A 17296-nucleotide genomic window follows, 5' to 3' on the forward strand; every position below is an offset into this window, starting at 1 on the left:
AGGGATCGCAACTCCCTCTCCCCCTGTGGGAGAGGGAAGGGGCCCGCCGCCGGAAGCGGTGGGAAGGGTGAGGGGGACTTACGTCAACGCAGACAGTACAACGCCGCCGGCAGCCCCGGCGGCGTTTTGCTATCCCGGCCCGCCAAACCCCGCTATCGCGCGACCATGCCCCCTTCCCTCGGCACCCATGACGCAATCCTCCTCGGCGCCGGCGCGGCGGGCCTGTTCTGCGCCGCCATGGCGGGCCAGCGCGGCCGCAAGGTCCTGCTGCTCGATCATGCCGAGGCGCCGGGCAAGAAGATCCTGATCTCCGGCGGCGGGCGGTGCAACTTCACCAATCTCGGCACCGCGCCCGATCGCTATCTTTCCGCCAATCCGCATTTCGCCAAGTCGGCGCTCGGCCGCTATACCGCGCAGGATTTCCTCGCGCTGGTCGAGCGGCACGGCATCGCCTGGCACGAGAAGACGCTGGGCCAGCTGTTCTGCGACGGGTCCGCCCGCCAGATCGTCGACCTGCTGCTGGGCGAATGCGCGATGGGCGGCGTGACGGTCCAGCTCGGCGCTGCGATCACCGATGTCGACCACGCCGATGGGCGCTTCCGCGTGACCACCAGCAAGGGCGTGGCCGAAGCGCCCGCGCTCGTCATCGCAACCGGCGGCCCGGCGATCCCGAAGCTCGGCGCGACCGGCTTCGCCTATGATCTCGCCCGCCGCTTCGGGCTGAAGGTGGTCGAGCCGCGCCCCGCCCTCGTGCCCCTCACCCTCGGCCCCGATCAGGCCTTGTTCCGCGACCTCTCGGGCGTCTCCACCCCTGTCGCGGCCCGCGCGGGAAAGACGGCGTTTCGCGAGGCGGCGCTGTTCACCCATCGCGGCCTTTCGGGCCCCGCGATCCTGCAGGTGTCGTCGTACTGGCGGCACGGCGAGGGGATCGCGATCGACTTCCTGCCCGATCAGCCCAAGGGCTGGCTCCGCAACGCCAAGCGGACCGAGCCCCGCCTCGGCTTGCGCAGCCTGCTGAACCGCCAGCTGCCCGAGCGCCTGGCCACCACGCTGGCCGAACGCGTGGCCCTGCCCAGCGAGATCGGCAATTGCCGCGACGCGCTGCTGGAACAGGCCGAAGCGCAACTCGCGTCCTGGCCCTTCACCCCCAACGGCACCGAGGGTTTCGCCAAGGCCGAGGTGACCGTCGGCGGGATCAGCACCGCCGACCTCTCCTCGCAGACCATGGAAGCGCGTCGCGTGCCCGGCCTCTACGCGATCGGCGAGGCGGTGGACGTCACCGGCTGGCTGGGCGGCTACAACTTCCAATGGGCATGGGCGAGCGGGTGGGCGGCAGCGCAGGCGCTGTAACGCTTCGCCATGTGTTGCGCCGACACCACGTACGTCCGCGGAAAGTTGCTTAACACCCCGTTTTCGTTTGCAAAGCTTGCGCCGGTTCGGCCAGACTTGTTGCAAGGAGCAACTATCTTGTTGATCCTGGGGGGACATTCCGAGTCGAATGAAAGTCAGGTGCGTTTTGGCGGCCGCCGCACTGGCCTGCCCTGTCACCGCGTTCGGACAGCAGCAGGCTGATCCTGCTGGGACCTCCGCCGGAACGCCGCCTGCTTCGGGGGTGCTGGTCTACGGACCCGAATTCTTCGCCAACACCGCACTGCCGACGGCGCTGGACATGGTGCAGCGCCTGCCCGGCTTCACGCTCGACATCGGCAATGGCGATGCGCGCGGGATTGCCGGCAACACCGGCAACGTGCTGATCGACAGCAAGCCGCCCGCCTCGAAGACCGACGGTCTCGGCGAGATCCTGCGCCGGATCAGCGCCGGCAGCGTAGCCCGTATCGAGCTGATCCGCGGCGGCGCGCCCGGCATCGACATGCAGGGCCGCGCGGTGATCGCCAACGTGGTGCTGAAGCGGACGGCGGCGACCGAGAAGCTGATCAACTTCCAGAGCTATATCTACCGCGACGGCTATGTCGGCCCCGACGTGACGCTGCAATATGCGCGGCGCGACGGCGATCGCCGCGACGAAGTCTCGCTCGAGCTGGTCAGCGATCGCACCAGCGGCACCGCGCAGGGCAACCGCGTCCGCCGCGATGCCGCCGGCAATCTGCTGGTTCGCCAGTCGCTCGATCTGTGGGACCGCTTCCGGACGGCGACGCTGCGATCCTCGATCCAGCGCGCGGCCGGCGGGGGGCTGCTGACGGTCAACGGGCGGTTCGACTATATCGACTACCCTACCAGCTTCACCGCGACGACGCTGGAAGGCAGCGGCAGCGATACGCGTGCGACCGACATCACGCACCAGTGGAAGGGCGAACTCGGCGCCAACTGGACGCGGTCGCTCGGCCAGAAGAGCGAAGTGGAGGTGATCGCGCTCCAGCGGCTGGGCCATGTCGGCTATGATTCGGACACCCAGATCGGCAGCTTCGCCTCGACCTTCGGCCAGCAGTCGCGCACCGGCGAATCCGTGCTCCGCACGATCCTGCGCCACAAGGCGGACAAGAGGCTCTCGCTCGAGGGCGGCGGCGAGATCGCCTACAACTTCCTCGACAACCGCACCGCCTATGCCGAAGCGGGGGAGCCCGTGCCGCTGCCGGACCAGAGCGTGTTCGTCAGCGAGGTGCGCGGCGAGCTGTTCGGGCTGGCGCGGTGGCAGCCCGCCGCCAGCGTGACGCTGGAAGCCGGCATGCGCGCCGAGGTCTCGCGCATCGCCGCCGATGCCGACAGCAACCGCGCCCGCTCCTTCTTCTATCCCAAGCCGCGCGTGCAGCTGACCCTGCGCCCCACCCGCCGCGACCAGCTGCGGCTGCGGGTGGAGCAGAGCGTCAGCCAGCTGGATTTCTCCGATTTCGTCGCGGCGACCGAGATCAACCTCGGCACCGTCCGCGCCGGCAACGGCGATCTGGTGCCCGAGCAGACACTGACGGTCGAAGCCGTCGTCGAGCACCGTTTCTGGGGCAAGGGCGCGCTGGAACTGGGCGCCAAGCACGAGGCGACGCGCAACGTCATCGATTATATCCCGCTGGAGGGCGGGTTCGATGCGATCGGCAATATCGGCACCGGCACGCGCGACACGCTGTCGGGCACGCTGACGCTGCCGTTCGACAAGCTCGGCATCAAGAATGCACGGCTGCGCGCCAATGCGGCGGTGGTGCGCAGCCACGTCACCGATCCGCTGACTGCGGAGCGACGGCGCTACACCAACGAAGTGCCGTTCACCTGCAGCGGCAGCTTCAGCCAGGACCTGTTCGGCGGCCGCTTCACCTATGGCGTATATGGCAGCTGCGGCCAGCCGGGGACGCGGCTCTACCGGATCGACGAGTTCCGCACGACCGAGATCGAACCGAGCTTCGAGATCTACGGCATCTGGAAGCCGAGCAAGCGGCTGGCGATCCGGCTCGATGCGAGCAATATCAACAATCCCGCGCGTATCTACGACCGCGACGTCTATACCGCCGATCGCAACGCCTCGCCGCTGCTCTACCGCGAGCGGCGCGTCCAGCGGCGCGGGCAGTATCTCTACGTGCAGATCCGCCGGACGCTGTAGGAGCGCCCGGCGGCGTCGATCAGTCCAGGTTCGGCCGGAGGTAGCGCGTCGCCAGCTCCTCGCTGATCCCGCGGCGCACCGCGTAATCCTTGAGCTGGTCCGGCCCGACGCGCGCGACGCCGAAATATTCGGCCTGGGGGTGACCGAAATAAAAGCCCGACACCGCCGCCGTCGGCAGCATCGCGAAGCTTTCGGTGAGGCTGATGCCGGTGCGCTTGTGGGCACCCAGCAGGTCGAACAGGATCGGCTTGAGGCTGTGCTCGGGGCACGCCGGATAGCCCGGTGCCGGGCGGATGCCGCGATACTGCTCGCGGACCAGCGCCTCGTTGTCGAGCTGCTCGCCCTCGGCATAGCCCCACAGCGCGGTGCGGACGAACTTGTGGAGCCGCTCGGCAAAGGCTTCGGCGAGGCGATCGGCCAGCGCCTTGAGGAGGATGTCGGAATAATCGTCGATCGCCGCCTTGAAGCGGGCGAGGTGCGGTTCGATGCCGTGGATCGAGACTGCGAAGCCGCCGATCCAGTCGCCGTCATGATCGATGAAGTCGGCCAGGCACATGTTCGCCCGGCCCTCGCGCTTGGCGATCTGCTGGCGCAGGAACGGCAGGCGGACATGGTTCTCGTCCTCGAGATGCACGATCACGTCGTCGCCCTCGCGCCGGCACGGCCACAGCCCGGCGACGCCGCGCGCGGTGAGCCAGCGCTCGGCGATCAGCTTGTCGAGCATCTTCTGGGCATCGGCGAACAGCGAGGTCGCGCTCTCGCCGACCACTTCGTCGGTCAGGATCGCCGGATAGTTGCCCGCCAGCTCCCAGGCGCGGAAGAAGGGCGTCCAGTCGATATAGTCGCGCAGGTCCTTCAGATCCCAGTCGTCGAAGCTATGCACGCCCGGCATGCGCGGCTTGCCCGGCTTGAGCGTCATGTCCGCCTCGAACGCATTGGCGCGAGCGTCCTCCAGCGGCAGCAGCGCGCTCTGGCCCTTGCCGGCGCGGGTGACGCGGACATGCTCATATTCGTCGGCGATCTTGGTGACGTACGGATCGCGCTGGGTATCGGAGACGAGCGCGGTCGCCACGCCCACCGCGCGGCTGGCGTCGAGCACATGGACCACCGGCCCGGTATAGGCCGGGTCGATGCGCAGCGCGGTGTGGACGCGGCTGGTGGTGGCACCGCCGATCAGCAACGGCATCGTCATGCCCGCGCGCTGCATCTCCTCCGCGACGGTGACCATCTCGTCGAGGCTCGGGGTGATCAGGCCGGACAGGCCGATCATGTCCGCATCCTCGTCCACCGCGGCCTTCAGGATGTTCGACCAGGGCACCATCACGCCCAGATCGACCACGTCGAAGCCGTTGCACTGGAGCACGACGCCGACGATGTTCTTGCCGATATCGTGGACGTCGCCCTTCACCGTGGCGAGCACGATCTTGCCCTTGCCCTTGGCGCCTTCTTCCTTCTCCGCCTCGATATAGGGGAGCAGGTGGGCGACGGCCTTCTTCATCACGCGGGCGGACTTGACCACCTGCGGCAGGAACATCTTGCCCGATCCGAACAGGTCGCCGACGACGTTCATGCCGTCCATCAGCGGGCCTTCGATCACCTCGATCGGCCGCGCGAAGATCAGGCGGCATTCCTCGGTATCCTCGACGACATGCGCGTCGATGCCCTTGACCAGCGCATGCTCGAGCCGCTTGGCGACCGGCCAGCTGCGCCATTCGGCCGCCTGCTTTTCCGCCACCGCATCGGTGCCGCGATACTTCTCCGCGAGCGCGACCAGCCGGTCGCCGGCCTCGGGATCGCGGTTGAGCACCACGTCCTCGCACGCCACGCGCAGCTCGGGGTCGATCGCGTCGTACACGTCGAGCTGGCCGGCGTTGACGATCGCCATGTCCATGCCGGCGGGGATCGCGTGATAGAGGAACACGCTGTGCATCGCCCGGCGCACTGGCTCGTTGCCGCGGAAGCTGAACGACAGGTTCGACAGGCCGCCCGAGATATGGACGTGCGGGCAGCGCTTCTTGATCTCGCGGCACGCCTCGATGAAGTCGACGCCGTAATTATTGTGCTCCTCGATGCCCGTCGCCACCGCGAACACGTTGGGATCGAAGATGATGTCTTCCGGCGGGAAGCCGATGCCGGTGAGCAGCTTGTAGGCGCGCTCGCAGATCTCGACCTTACGCGCTTGCGTGTCCGCCTGCCCCACCTCGTCGAACGCCATCACCACCACGGCGGCGCCGTACGCCATGCACTTGCGGGCATGATACAGGAACGCCTCCTCGCCTTCCTTCATGCTGATCGAGTTGACGATCGGCTTGCCCGAGACGCACTTCAGACCCGCCTCGATCACGTCCCACTTCGAGCTGTCGATCATCACCGGCACGCGGGCGATGTCCGGCTCGGCGGCGATCAGCTTGAGGAAGGTGGTCATCGCCTCGATCGCGTCGAGCAGGCCCTCGTCCATGTTGACGTCGATCACCTGCGCGCCGTTCTCGACCTGCTGGCGCGCGACCTCGACCGCGGCGGGATAGTCGCCGGCCATCACCAGCTTCTTGAAGCGGGCCGATCCGGTGACGTTGGTGCGCTCGCCGATATTGACGAAGTTGGTGGAGGAAGGCGTGGTCATGATCTGGGTTCTTTTTCTCTCCCTCTCCCCATCGGGGAGAGGGCCGGGGAGAGGGCAGTGTGTCGTTGGTCGCGTGGAGAAGAAGGGCGTCGTCCGGCCCCTCTCCCAGCTTTTCGGCCTTACGCCGCCATGGTGAACGGCTCGAGGCCGGCCAGTCGCGTGCGCACTTCGGGCGTCGGGATGGCGCGCGGGGTGAGCCCCTGCACCGCCTTGGCGATCGCGCCGATATGCGCCGGGGTCGAGCCGCAGCAGCCGCCGAGGATGTTCACCTGCCCCGCATCCGCCCATTCCTTGACGAGGCCGGCGGTGGTTGCCGGCATCTCGTCATAGGCGCCCAGTTCGTTGGGCAGGCCGGCGTTGGGATAGACCATGATCAGCGTGTCGCACAGCGCCGACAGTGTCTTGACGTGCGGGCGCAGCTGCTCGGCGCCGAACGAGCAGTTGAGCCCGATCGTCACCGGCCGCGCATGCCGCACCGCCGCCCAGAACGCCTCGACCGTGTGGCCGGACAGGTTGCGGCCGGACAGGTCGGTCAGCGTCATCGACAGCATGATCGGCAGGTCGCGGCCCAGCGCCTCGCCCGCCTCGATCGCCGCCATGATGCCGGCCTTGGCGTTGAGCGTGTCGAACACCGTCTCGATCAGCACGAAATCCACGCCGCCTTCGACCAGCGCGTCGATCTGCTCGCGGTACACGTCCTTGAGATAGTCGAAGTCGATCTCGCGATAGCCGGGATCGTTGACGTCCGGGCTGAGCGACAGCGTCTTGTTGGTCGGGCCCAGGGCGCCGGCGACGAAGCGCGGGCGGCCGTCCTTCGCCTCGAACTCGTCGGCGATCTGGCGGGCGAGCTTCGCGCTCTCGATGTTGATTTCGCGCACCAGATGCTCGGCGCCGTAATCGGCCTGGCTGATCCGGTTGGCGGAGAAGGTGTTGGTCTCGGCGATGTCGGCCCCGGCTTCGAAATAGGCGCGGTGGATGCTCGCCGGCACCTCGGGCTTGGTCAGCGCGAGGATGTCGTTGTTGCCCTTCTGGTCATGGGCAAGGCCGAGGGTGCCGGCATAGGCGGCCTCGTCGAGCTTCCAGTTCTGGATCTCGGTGCCGAACGCGCCGTCGGTGATCAGGATACGCTTGGCGGCTTCGCCCAGCAGTTTCTCGCGTGCAGTCATGTCATTCGCTCCTTTAGCCCCTCCCCTTCAGGGGAGGGGTTGGGGTGGGGCTGTGTCTCACCGAGACCAACCAAGGGTCTGGCATCCCTCCACCCCCAACCCCTCCTCCCAGGAGGAGGGGCTTATGATCAGTTACGCCGCCGCGATCGCCGCCTGCTGCCGCGGGCGAAGCCCCAGCAGATGGCAGATCGCGTAGCTCAGCTCCGCGCGGTTGAGCGTGTAGAAGTGGAACTGCCGCACGCCGCCGGCATAGAGCTTGCGGCACAGCTCGGCCGTCAGCGTCGCCGTGACCAGCTGGCGCGCCGAAGGATGCTCGTCGAGCCCTTCGAACAGCTTTTCCATCCAGGCCGGCACGTCGGTGCCGCACATCGCCGACATCTTCACGACGCTGGCATAGTTCATCACCGGCATGATGCCGGGCACGATCTCGGCGTCGATCCCTGCCGCCGCCGCACGGTCGCGGAAGCGCAGGAAGGTTTCGGCCTCGAAGAAGAACTGGGTGATCGCGCGGTTGGCGCCGGCGTCGATCTTGCGCTTGAGGTTGTCGAGATCGGCCTCGGGGCTCGGCGAATCCGGGTGGCATTCCGGATAGGCGCTCACCGAAATCTCGAACGGGTGCAGCCGGCGCAGGCCCGCGACCAGGTCCGCCGCATTCTCATAGCCGCCGGGATGGGTGCGATACTTCTCGCCGGCGCGGGGCGGATCGCCGCGCAGCGCGACGATGTGCCGCACGCCCGCCGCCCAATATTCCTCGGCGATCTGGTCGATCTCCTCGCGCGTCGCCTCGACGCAGGTGAGATGCGCGGCGGCGGCCAGCGGCGTCTCGCGGGCGATCCGCGACACGGTCGCATGGGTGCGCTCGCGCGTGGTGCCGCCCGCCCCATAGGTGACGCTGACGAAGCGCGGCCCGAGCGGCGACAGCGTCTCGATCGACTGCCACAGCGTCTCTTCCATCTTCTCGGTCTTGGGCGGGAAGAATTCGAAGCTCACCGCCACGTCGCCCGCCACATCGGCGAACAGGGGCGGTGCCATGGGGTCTACGATCGTCATGCCGCCTTCACCTTTTTCACGCTCTCGCCGGTCTTGCGACCGAGCCATAATTTCACCGTCAGTGCCCCGCCTTCCAGCGTCTGCACCTGCACCGGGGCGAGCCCGGCGCGATCGAACCAGCCGAGCATCTGCTCGTCCGAAAATCCCAGTCGCGCATGCGCATCGCGGGTGCGCAGCTCTTCGCGCTCGTGCGGCGCGAAATCGACGATCAGCAGCCGCCCGCCGGCCCCGAGCACCCGCCCCGCCTCGCCGATCGCGGCCGCCGGTTGCTGCGCGAAATGGAGGACATGATGCAATATAGCAGTATCCGCAGCGCCGTCCGGCAGGGGCAGCGCATAGAGATCCGCCTGGCGCAGTTCGGCATGGCCGAGGTCCGCCAGCTTGGCGCGCGCGAGCCGCAGCATTTCGGACGAGCGATCGATGCCGAGCGCCTGGGCCGAGCGCGGCCCGAACAGCTCGAGCATCCGTCCCGTGCCGGTGCCGATATCGACCAGCGTGCCCAGCGAGCCGTCGCCCAGCGCCGCCGCCATTGCCGCCTCGACTTCGCTTTCCGCGACATGGAGCGATCGGATCGCATCCCACTGGCCGGCATTGCTCTCGAACCAGGCCTCCGCCGCCGACGCGCGATCGGCGCGCACCGCCGCCAGTCTGGCCTGGTCGGCGATCACCCAGGGGTCGCCCGCCAGCTCCCACGCGTCGAGCGCCGCCAGCACGGGCGCGGTCACCGCCCGACGGCCGAGCGCCACGAACACCCAGCTGCCTTCCTTGCGCCGCTCGGCGATCCCTGCATCGCACAGGATCTTCACATGGCGCGAGACCCGCGGCTGGCTCTGCCCCAGCACCTGCGCCAGTTCACCGACGCTCAGCTCCATCGCCCGCAGCAGCGCGACGATGCGCAACCGGGTCGAATCCGCGAGCGCGCGGAAGATGGCGAGGGGTTCTGTCATGGGCGGGATAGAGATATAAAGATATCTTTATATCAGGTCAACGCATCGCTGCGCGGTTGCGTGCGTTTGCGCCTCTGGCTAGCCCGGCCCAAACCCCGTGAAGGAACGATCTCCCATGCGCAAGCTTCTCCTCCTCCCCGTCGCCGCGCTGGCGCTCACCGGCCTGTCGGCCTGCGGCAACAAGGCGAAGAACGAGGCCGCCGAAGCCAATGAGGCGATGGCCGGCGACAGCAACACGATGGGCGAGGCCGTCGCCGACGTGAACGCCGCCGAGGACGCCGCCTTCGCCAATGCCGAAAGCGCCTATTCGAACGGGAGCGGCCCGGCGGGCAACGAGATCACCGACTGATGCCGATCGCGCGGTGACGGACGGCCTCCGTTCTCAGGGCCCTGTCCTCCCGGCGAAAGCCGGGATCCAGTCGCCTCTGGGTGGCAGCAGGCGCCAACACGGAGGCCCCAATGGATCCCGGCTTTCGCCGGGATGACGATCGCGGGCAGATGAGCCAGTCTCAATACGCCCTGGTATGATTCTTTCCCTCGCTTCGGAGACCACCCATGCCGCATCTTCGCCACCTCGGCGCCTCGGGCCTCGAAATCGCGCCGCTCGTGCTGGGCGGCAATGTCTTCGGCTGGACCGCCGACAAGGCCGCCAGCTTCCGCATCCTCGATCGCTTCGCCGAGCGCGGCGGGGTGATGATCGATACCGCCGACGTCTATTCGGCCTGGGTCTCCGGCCACACGGGCGGCGAATCCGAAACCGTGATCGGCGAATGGCTGCGCAGCTCGGGCAAGCGCGACCAGGTGCTGATCTCGACCAAGGTCGGCATGCTGCCGGGCGAAGGCGGCGCGAAGCTGGCCCCGGCCCGCATCGCGGCGGCGGCCGAGGCGTCGCTCCAGCGGCTGGGCATCGAGACGATCGACCTCTATTTCGCGCATCAGGACGATGAGGACGTGCCCCAGGAGGAGGTTCTCGCGGCGTTCGGCGCGCTGATCGACGCCGGCAAGATCCGCGCGCTGGGGGCTTCGAACTTCCATGCGATGCGGCTGAAGTCGGCGCTCGATCTCGCGGCGAAGGAAGGCCTGCCGCACTTCCGCGTGCTCCAGCCGGAGTACAACCTCGTCAGCCGCCGCAAGTTCGAGGGCGAGTTGCAGGATCTGTGCATCACCCATAATCTGGGCGTGATCCCCTATTACGGGCTCGCCTCGGGCTTTCTCACCGGCAAGTATCGCAGCGAGGCCGATCTCTCGAAGAGCGTGCGCGGCGGCGGCATGGCCAAGCTGCTTGCCGGCAAGGGCGGCGCGGTGCTCGCGGTGATGGACGCGGTGGCGGCCGAGACCGGTGCCACCCTCGCCCAGATCGCGCTCGCCTGGCTGGCCGCGCAGGACGGCATCACCGCGCCGATCGCCAGCGCGACGAGCATCGAGCAGCTCGACGAACTGATCGGCGCCTGGGACGTCGCGCTCAGCCGCGACCAGCTCGACCGCCTGACCGCCGCCGGGGCCTGATGACCGCAGCAGACCTGATCGATCGTATCGTGGCGCAGCTCGTCCGCCGCCATGGCGGCACGGTGCGGCGCTGGAAAACGGTGCTGGGCAAGGTCCGCGTCTACGACGCCGAGACGCACCCGCACTGCAACTGGTCGCTGGCGCCCAGCGGCGCACCGGGCGACGTCGCCGCGGTGGAGAAGCTGCTCGACGAACTGCGGATCACCTATCCGATCGTCACCGGCTGAACGAAAAAGGGCGGAGCACCCTGGTGCCCCGCCCCGTTCTCGGCCTTCGGTCGCTTACAGGCCGACCTTCAGCGTCAGGAAGAACTGCTGCGGCGCGCCGATCATCAGCGTCTGGTTGTCGCCGCTGTTGCCGAACCCGTTGGTGCCGATCGTCGACACATAGCTCTTGTCGAACAGATTGGTGACATTGCCCTGCAGCTCCAGTTTCCGCCCACCCAGGTCGAACTTGTAGCCGAGCGTTGCATCCACCACCACGCGGCCATCGACCGCCTGGTCGTTGGTGTAGGTGAAGTAGCGCTTGCTCATGTAGTTCGCACCGACGCGAGCATTGAAGCCCTGCCCGGACCAGGTCACTTCGCCTTTCAGCATGTGCTTGGGCGAGTCGACCACGGTCTTGCCCTTGGTCGGGATCACCGCGGTCGCGGTGCGGACGTCGTCGCGATAGGTCGAGTCGTTGTAGCTGTACGAGGCGAACAGCCCGAAGCCCATCGGCAGGCGCACGTCGCCCGTCGCCTCGACGCCGACCGAGCGCGCGTCGCCGACATTCTGCAGGATCGCCGGGTTGCCGACGATGCCGGCGCTGGTCGTCACCGCCAGCAGGCGATTGCGGAAGTTGACGTAATAGCCGGCGAGCGAGCCCGTGAAGATGCCCGAGCGATAGCGCCCGCCGACTTCATAGGTATCCGAGGCTTCGGGCTTCAGCTTGGTCGAACCGCTGTTGAGCGCGTCGAAGCCGGCCTGGGTGGTGGCGAACGGACCGCTGGTCGCCGCCGACACGAAGGCGCGGGTCACCTGGGTGAAGCCGGCAAACAGTTCGGCGTTGCCGGTGACGCGGTAGTTCAGGCCGACATGCGGCTGGAACCAGTCGGTCACCTTGATCCGGCCGCCGGCGAGTCCGCCCGCGACGAGCGGCGTCGCGCGATTGGTGACGGCAAAGCCCTTCCAGCCCAGGTTGGCGGTGAGCGCGCCGAGCTCGATCTTGTCCTGCACAAAATACTGTACGGTGTCGGTCTGGTACTTCCAGTACCACTGGGTCGCGAACGGATCGCTCTGGAACGACAGACTGTCGCGGCCGGGGTTGGTGCGGCTGGACAGCGCGTAGAAGCGGCGCGCCTGGCGGAAGTCGTTCCGCTCGTACCAACCGCCGACGGTCACGTCGTGCATCCCGATCTTGGTGCCGACATTGCCGAACACCCCGCCGCGCCGGATGTCATATTCGGTGGTGCGCAGCGACATCGGCACGCCGCCCGGCGAGGCGAGATAGGGCGTGTACCAGAGTCCCTGGCCGTGGTTGCTGTGGTAATAGCCCTTGAGCGCGCCGTGGATCGACGAACTGCCGGTCGTCTCGACGCCGAGCGAACCCAGATAGTCGCGGCGCAGGCCCGCTGCATTGTAATAGGCATCGTCGGGGTTCAGGAACGGCGCCGGGTAGACCTTGCCCGCACCCGGATTGGTCGGCGTGACGCCCGTATAGCCGTTGTTCGCGCCGATATCGGAAACCAGGATCGCCTTGGCGTAGTCGTTCGAGATATTGTCCCAGTTGTAGCCCAGCCGCTTGATCATATCGAGCGACATGTCCTGATAGTCGTTCTCGCGACGATCCGAAAAGTCGAAGGTGCCGACGGCGCGCAGCTCGAGGGTAAGCGGGGTTACGACCTTGGCATTGACCTGGTTGATGCGCTGCGAGCCCCAGCCCTTCCACTTATCAGTATCCGAGTGGAGGTAGGACACATAGGCACGGGTGCCGCCCGGCGTCAGCTCGCCCGTATCGATGCGGCCGAACAGGCGCCAGAAGCTGTCGCTACCGCCGGTGGCGTTCAGTTCGGCGCCCAGCTTCTCCCTGGGGTCGCTCGACAGGAACTCCAGCGTGCCGCCGAGATTGTTGGTCGCCTGGGTATCGATTGATCCCGAGCCCTGCGCCACCCGCGTCTCGGCGATGTTCTCGCTGATGATTGCGCGGCTGATGTGCAGGCCGTTGACGTTGCCGTAGCTCGCGTCGCCGAGCGGGATGCCGTCCAGCGTATAGCCGAGCTGGTTCTGGTTGAAGCTGCGGATCGAGATACGGCCGGCCCATTCATAGGAACCGAACGGGTCCGCACCCTGGAAATTCACGCCCGGCAGCTTCTCGATAGCCTTGAGCGGGCTGGTGCCCGGGGCGAGCAGCGCGATGTCGCTCTGGGTGAGGGTCTGGATCTGGCGGGTTTCGCCCTTGCCGATCACCACGATCTCGTCGCCGCCGCTCTGCGGGGCGGTGTCGTCGACGAGGGTGGCGGCGGGTGCGGTTTGCGCGAAGGCGGCGCCGGCGGTGAAGAGCGACGTGCCGGCAAGCAGGCCGGCGGCAAGCATACGGATGCGCATGCGCATGAATCCCCTTGGGAAAGCACCGGACCCCTCGCCCCGTGCTTTGCGGCCGCTACGCGCGCTGCGTTGCAACATCGGGCTGTTCCGATTGCAGAATCGCGGCGCTTCCGCGACATTTCGGTGACGCCGCGGTTAACGCTCGGAAAACTCCGCATTTCCGGTATTCCTTGGCGGGTGCAGGGATCGCAAGGCACGCAAGAGTCCCCTCTTGTGTTGCGAATTTGCAACACTATCTGCTGGTCACATTCGAACAGGGATCAGGCATGAACCTCGAAAAATTCACCGACCGCGCCAAAGGCTTCCTGCAATCGGCGCAGACCGTGGCGATCCGCATGAACCACCAGCGGATCAGCCCCGAACACCTGCTGAAGGCGCTGCTCGAGGACGAGCAGGGCATGGCCAGCGGCCTGATCCAGGCGGCGGGCGGCGACGCCAAGCGCGCGCTGAGCGAGACCGACCTCGCGCTGTCGAAGATCCCGTCCGTCAGCGGTTCGGGCGCGCAATCGACCCCGGGCCTCGACAATGACCTCGTCCGTGTGCTCGACCAGGCCGAGACGATCGGTGCCAAGGCGGGCGACAGCTTCGTCACCGTCGAGCGGCTGCTGGTCGCGCTGGCGCTGAGCCTCAACACCGCCGCCGGCAAGGCGCTGCAGGCCGCGAATGCGAAGCCCGAGGCGCTCAACACTGCGATCAACGCCATGCGCGGCGGCCGTACCGCCGACACCGCGTCCGCGGAAGACCGGTATGATGCGCTCAAGAAGTTCGCCCGCGACCTGACCGAGGCGGCGCGCGCCGGCAAGCTCGATCCGGTGATCGGCCGCGACGAGGAAATCCGCCGCACCATCCAGATCCTCGCCCGCCGCACCAAGAACAACCCGGTGCTGATCGGCGAGCCCGGCGTCGGCAAGACCGCGATCGCCGAGGGGCTCGCGCTGCGCATCGCCAATGGCGACGTGCCCGATACGCTGAAGGACCGCACGCTGATGGCCCTCGACATGGGGTCGCTGATCGCCGGCGCGAAGTATCGCGGCGAGTTCGAGGAGCGCCTGAAGGGCGTGCTCGACGAGGTGAAGGCCGCCGAGGGCCATGTCGTACTGTTCATCGACGAGATGCACACGCTGATCGGCGCTGGGAAAGCCGAAGGCGCGATGGACGCCGGCAATCTGCTCAAGCCCGCGCTCGCGCGCGGCGAGTTGCACTGCATCGGCGCGACCACGCTCGACGAGTATCAGAAGCATGTCGAGAAGGACCCCGCGCTCCAGCGGCGGTTCCAGCCGGTGTTCGTCGGCGAGCCCACGGTCGAGGACACGATCTCGATCCTGCGCGGTCTCAAGGAGAAGTATGAGCTGCACCACGGCGTGCGGATCACCGATGCGGCGATCGTCGCGGCGGCCACGCTCTCCAACCGCTACATCGCCGACCGCTTCCTGCCCGACAAGGCGATCGACCTGATGGACGAGGCCGCCAGCCGCATCCGCATGGAAGTGGAGAGCAAGCCCGAGGAGATCGAGACGCTCGACCGGCGGATCATCCAGCTCAAGATCGAGCGCGAGGCGCTGAAGCGCGAGACCGACGAAGCCTCGCGCGACCGGCTCGCCACGCTGGAGGAGGATCTCGCCAATCTCGAACAGCAATCGGCCGAGCTGACCACGCGCTGGCAGGCGGAGAAGGACAAGATCAACGCCGAGGCGGTGCTCAAGGGCCAGCTCGACCAGGCGCGACTGGAACTGGAACAGGCGCAGCGTGGCGGCGACCTCGCACGTGCCGGCGAGCTGTCCTACGGCGTGATCCCCCAGCTCACCCGCCAGCTCGACGAGGCGCAGAACGTCACCAAGGGCGCGATGCTGCGCGAGGAAGTGACCGCGGACGACATCGCCGGCGTGGTCGCGCGCTGGACCGGCATTCCGATGGAACGGATGCTGGAGGGCGAGCGCGAGAAACTGCTCCACATGGAGGAGCAGCTGGGCAAGCGGGTGATCGGCCAGGCCGATGCGGTAAAGGCAGTCTCCACCGCCGTGCGCCGGAGCCGCGCTGGGCTGCAGGATCCGAACCGGCCTTTGGGCTCGTTCCTCTTCCTCGGCCCGACGGGCGTGGGCAAGACCGAGCTGACCAAGGCGCTCGCCGAGTTCCTGTTCGACGATCCCAACGCGATGGTGCGCATCGACATGAGCGAATTCATGGAGAAGCACGCGGTCGCGCGGCTGATCGGCGCCCCTCCGGGCTATGTCGGTTATGAAGAGGGCGGCGTGCTCACCGAGGCGGTGCGCCGGCGCCCCTATCAGGTGGTGCTGTTCGACGAGGTGGAGAAGGCGCATGGCGACGTGTTCAACATCCTCCTCCAGGTGCTCGACGACGGCCGCCTGACCGACGGCCAGGGCCGCATGGTGGATTTCTCAAACACGATCGTGATCCTCACCTCGAACCTGGGCAGCCAGTTCCTCACCAACCTGGCCGACGGCCAGCCGGTAGAGGAGGTCGAGCCGCAGGTGATGGACGTGGTGCGGGCGCATTTCCGGCCCGAATTCCTCAACCGGCTGGACGAGATCATCCTGTTCCACCGGCTTGGCGCGGACCATATGGCGCCGATCGTCGACATCCAGGTCGGCCGCGTGGGCAAGCTGCTCAAGGACCGCAAGGTGACGATCGACCTGACGCCGGCGGCGCGCGAGTGGCTGGGCCGGGTGGGCTATGATCCGGTGTACGGTGCACGGCCGCTCAAGCGGGCGGTGCAGCGCTACCTGCAGGATCCGCTGGCGGACCTGATCCTGCGCGGGGAAGTGAAGGACGGATCGACGGTGCATGTCGACGAAGGCGACGGGGCGCTGACGTTGCGCGTTGCGTGAAAGACGGGAGGGCTGCGTCCCCGTGGCCCTCCCCCCTAGTTCTGGTCCCAAGGCGAATAGGGGGCAGCGCGGATCCAGCGCGTGGCGACCCATTTCGCACCGGCGCGTACCGGCAGGCCGGCGTGGCGTGACCGAGGATCGGGGCGCCCGTCTTCCAGCACATTATCGAAGACCAACGCGTCGCCACCGCGAGCGACCACGTCGATGCCGAGAAGCTCGAATCGCGTCTCGCCGCCTGCGAACCCCTCGTTCAGGTAGAGCAGCACAGTCTTGATGCGCTGGTTCGTGGATCCGTTGATAGTATCGAGATGGGGCCGATATTGCTGGCCGGGCGAATAGCGGAGCAGCGATACGGGCTCGCCTTGGCCGACATCGGTGCCGGTTGCGGCCGCGACGCGGCGCAGGATCGCTTGGACGACCAGGCTCTCGCGGGTCGGCCCGATCACCGCATTGTCCGAGGTTCGCACCGGATGGTTGACCATGCGGTTGGTCTTGGGATCAAAGACCATGGCAGGCTGCAGCAGATCCGCCGCCGACATTGCGAGATGCTCGCACTCGGCCGGCGTGAGCAGCTTCGGCAACCGCACGATCCGCGGGGCATCGTGCAACACCTCGGGCGCGGGCAGCGTCAAAGGATGACCTGCGTCGCTCAGCGCCATCTCGTCGAGCAGCAGGAGATGCTGTCGCGCAACCGCATTGGCCTTGTCGGCCGCCGCCCGTAGCAGTTGGAGCGCGCGCGCCCAGTCGGGCGTCGCCGCCGCGCCATTTGCGACGAGCGCGGCCTCCATCAGCGCCGCATCCGCATGTCCGGCCAGAGCGGCGCCGTGCAGCGCCTCGATCGCGCGCGGCAAGTCCCGCGCAATCGGCGCCCCCGCAAGCAGCCACATCGCCAGGCGGAAACAGGCATCGCGTACGCCGGCCGCGCTGGCTTTCTCAACCAACGCCACTGCCGCCGACACGTCTCGCTGCTGCAACAGCTGATCCACGGAGGCGTCGGAATAGTCGGATGCCATGGCAACTTCCAAAAAAAAT

General features: G+C 67.4%; 12 protein-coding genes. 6 read left to right on the forward strand and 6 right to left on the reverse strand.

Going from position 1 to position 17296, the window contains the following annotated elements:
* Positions 1-165 precede the first annotated feature (165 nt).
* Entirely contained in the window at positions 166-1350 is a 1185-nt protein-coding gene (locus SPI01S_RS08365) for a BaiN/RdsA family NAD(P)/FAD-dependent oxidoreductase (protein WP_066721077.1), read from the forward strand.
* A 262-nt stretch (positions 1351-1612) separates the two neighbouring features.
* The gene (locus SPI01S_RS08370) at positions 1613-3544 is read left to right on the forward strand and encodes a TonB-dependent receptor plug domain-containing protein (RefSeq protein WP_066721080.1); all 1932 of its coding nucleotides are present in this window, start codon (positions 1613-1615) and stop codon (positions 3542-3544) included.
* Positions 3545-3563: 19 nt separating this feature from the next.
* On the opposite strand, the gene metH is transcribed toward SPI01S_RS08370, so the two are convergent.
* From metH to SPI01S_RS08390, 4 genes are all read right to left on the reverse strand, one after another.
* Complete coding sequence (gene metH, locus SPI01S_RS08375; protein WP_066721083.1) at positions 3564-6164, reverse strand: methionine synthase; 2601 nt, start codon at positions 6162-6164, stop codon at positions 3564-3566.
* A 119-nt stretch (positions 6165-6283) separates the two neighbouring features.
* Positions 6284-7330, reverse strand: a complete 1047-nt coding sequence (locus SPI01S_RS08380) for a homocysteine S-methyltransferase family protein (RefSeq protein ID WP_066721087.1) — start codon at positions 7328-7330, stop codon at positions 6284-6286.
* A gap of 132 nt (positions 7331-7462) precedes the next feature.
* Positions 7463-8362 carry a methylenetetrahydrofolate reductase gene (gene metF / locus SPI01S_RS08385; RefSeq protein ID WP_066721090.1) on the reverse strand — a complete coding sequence of 300 codons (900 nt, stop codon included), beginning with the start codon at positions 8360-8362 and terminating at the stop codon, positions 7463-7465.
* A 14-nt stretch (positions 8363-8376) separates the two neighbouring features.
* Positions 8377-9327 (reverse strand): ArsR/SmtB family transcription factor, encoded by a 951-nt coding sequence (locus tag SPI01S_RS08390; RefSeq protein WP_066721093.1) that lies wholly within the window; start codon positions 9325-9327, stop codon positions 8377-8379.
* A 115-nt stretch (positions 9328-9442) separates the two neighbouring features.
* Between SPI01S_RS08390 and SPI01S_RS08395 the strand changes: the two genes are divergently transcribed.
* The 3 genes from SPI01S_RS08395 (at position 9443) to SPI01S_RS08405 (ending at position 11060) form a co-directional block, all read left to right on the forward strand.
* Positions 9443-9676, forward strand: coding sequence for a hypothetical protein (locus tag SPI01S_RS08395; protein ID WP_066721097.1), 234 nt, complete (start codon positions 9443-9445; stop codon positions 9674-9676).
* 206 nt (positions 9677-9882) lie between these two features.
* Positions 9883-10833 carry an aldo/keto reductase gene (locus tag SPI01S_RS08400; protein ID WP_066721101.1) on the forward strand — a complete coding sequence of 317 codons (951 nt, stop codon included), beginning with the start codon at positions 9883-9885 and terminating at the stop codon, positions 10831-10833.
* A complete protein-coding gene (locus tag SPI01S_RS08405) occupies positions 10833-11060 on the forward strand; it encodes a hypothetical protein (RefSeq protein ID WP_066721104.1) in 228 nt (75 codons plus the stop codon). Before SPI01S_RS08400 ends, SPI01S_RS08405 begins: the two co-directional genes overlap by 1 nt.
* Before the next feature lie 54 nt (positions 11061-11114).
* Here the strand turns inward: SPI01S_RS08405 and SPI01S_RS08410 are convergent, their stop codons facing one another.
* Positions 11115-13424 carry a TonB-dependent receptor domain-containing protein gene (locus SPI01S_RS08410; protein WP_157084613.1) on the reverse strand — a complete coding sequence of 770 codons (2310 nt, stop codon included), beginning with the start codon at positions 13422-13424 and terminating at the stop codon, positions 11115-11117.
* A gap of 260 nt (positions 13425-13684) precedes the next feature.
* Here SPI01S_RS08410 and clpB point away from each other — a divergent pair, with 260 nt between their 5' ends.
* A complete protein-coding gene (gene clpB / locus SPI01S_RS08415; protein WP_066721108.1) occupies positions 13685-16264 on the forward strand; it encodes an ATP-dependent chaperone ClpB in 2580 nt (859 codons plus the stop codon).
* Between the two features lie 35 nt (positions 16265-16299).
* Here clpB and SPI01S_RS08420 read toward each other — a convergent pair whose 3' ends face one another.
* Positions 16300-17277, reverse strand: coding sequence for a prolyl hydroxylase family protein (locus tag SPI01S_RS08420; RefSeq protein ID WP_066721112.1), 978 nt, complete (start codon positions 17275-17277; stop codon positions 16300-16302).
* Positions 17278-17296 lie beyond the last annotated feature (19 nt).

It is taken from the genome of Sphingomonas pituitosa NBRC 102491, from assembly GCF_001598435.1.
GTDB lineage: Bacteria > Pseudomonadota > Alphaproteobacteria > Sphingomonadales > Sphingomonadaceae > Sphingomonas > Sphingomonas pituitosa.